This window comes from Azospirillum sp. B4 (assembly GCF_000333275.1).
Classification (GTDB): domain Bacteria; phylum Pseudomonadota; class Alphaproteobacteria; order Azospirillales; family Azospirillaceae; genus Nitrospirillum.
In genome coordinates this window covers 1-1284 of sequence record NZ_BACU01000736.1, presented here as the reverse complement: position 1 = coordinate 1284, position 1284 = coordinate 1, and the positions used below count along the sequence as shown (strand labels likewise).

The 1284-nt window shown below is 60.6% G+C and carries 1 protein-coding gene; it reads left to right on the top strand.

Annotation, left to right across the window (positions count from 1 at the left end):
* A partial coding sequence (locus I55_RS37545) for a hypothetical protein (RefSeq protein ID WP_199902800.1) occupies nt 1–1284 on the top strand: 1284 nt, incomplete at both ends.

Genomic DNA, 1284 nt, shown 5'->3' with positions numbered 1-1284 from the left:
CTCGCCGGAGGAAACAGCAACTCGGGCGGCCACCTCATCTACTGGGGTTGGAATGGCAACCTCACCGCACAAGTTGACAGCACGGACTTCGGCAATTCGCTGCCAACCAATATCAGTGGAAACAGCGGGACATCCGGATACGCTTCCAACAGCGGCTATTCAAATAGTAGCGGCACTTCAACACGTACCAATGGACTGAACATCGGCTGTAACTCCGGCTGGGTGGTCTACACCAACAACGATGGCAGCCTGGGCTGCACCAACAACGTCAGCGGCTCCAGCGGCACCTCGGGTTACGCCACCAACGCCGGCACGGCCACGCGCTCCAACGGGCTGAACGTCGGGTGCAATTCCGGCTGGGTGGTCTACACCAACAACGACGGAAGCCTGGGCTGCACCAACAACATCAGCGGCAGCAGTGGCTCCGCCAACACCGCCAATTACGCCACCAACGCCGGCGACGCCCAATACGCCAGCGGTTCACGCGGCGACTTCACGGTTGGTGGTAGCGCGACGGTGAGCGGAGGGGTCCTCCAAATCGGCAGCACGACATGCTCCGGCTGCCAGGCCACGCAGATCCGCTATGATGGCAACATCACCGGTCTGAATCGCGACAGCAGCCTCTCGGCGAGCAACTTCTACGGCCGGTCCACGAGCTCAGGCTATGCCGACAACAGCGGCTCGTCGGGTTATGCCACCAATGCCGGCACCGCCACGCGATCCAACGGTCTGAACATCGGCTGCAACAACGGCTATGTGGTCTACACCAACGCCGACGGCAGCCTGGGCTGCACCAACAACGTCAGCGGCAGCAGCGGCTCGTCGGGCTATGCCACCAACAGCGGCTACTCCGACAACAGCGGCACGGCCAATCGCGCCAATGGTTTGAACATCGGCTGCAATAACGGCTGGGTGGTCTATACCAACAACGATGGCTCTCTGGGCTGCACCAACAACATTAGCGGCTCCAGCGGCAGCACAACCAGCAGCAGCGGTTTCGCTGGGAATTTGGTAAGTTCCGCTTCGTATAACAACTCCTTCTCCTGGACGAACAACAGCAGCAGCGCGCAGTTTGTCCTTGCTTGGGGCGGGCAAAGCGGCACGACCTGCTATCTCTACGCGTTTATCGACGGATCACAGGTTGCAGTTAACCAGGAAACTGGCTCCAGCGGCGGCAAGGTGTGCATGCTGACCGTGCCCCTGGGCCAGCGCAAGAACGTGAGCATCTCCAGCTTTGGGAGCGGCAAGCAATCGTCGCATCGGTTTTTCAGTAGGCCGATGGGC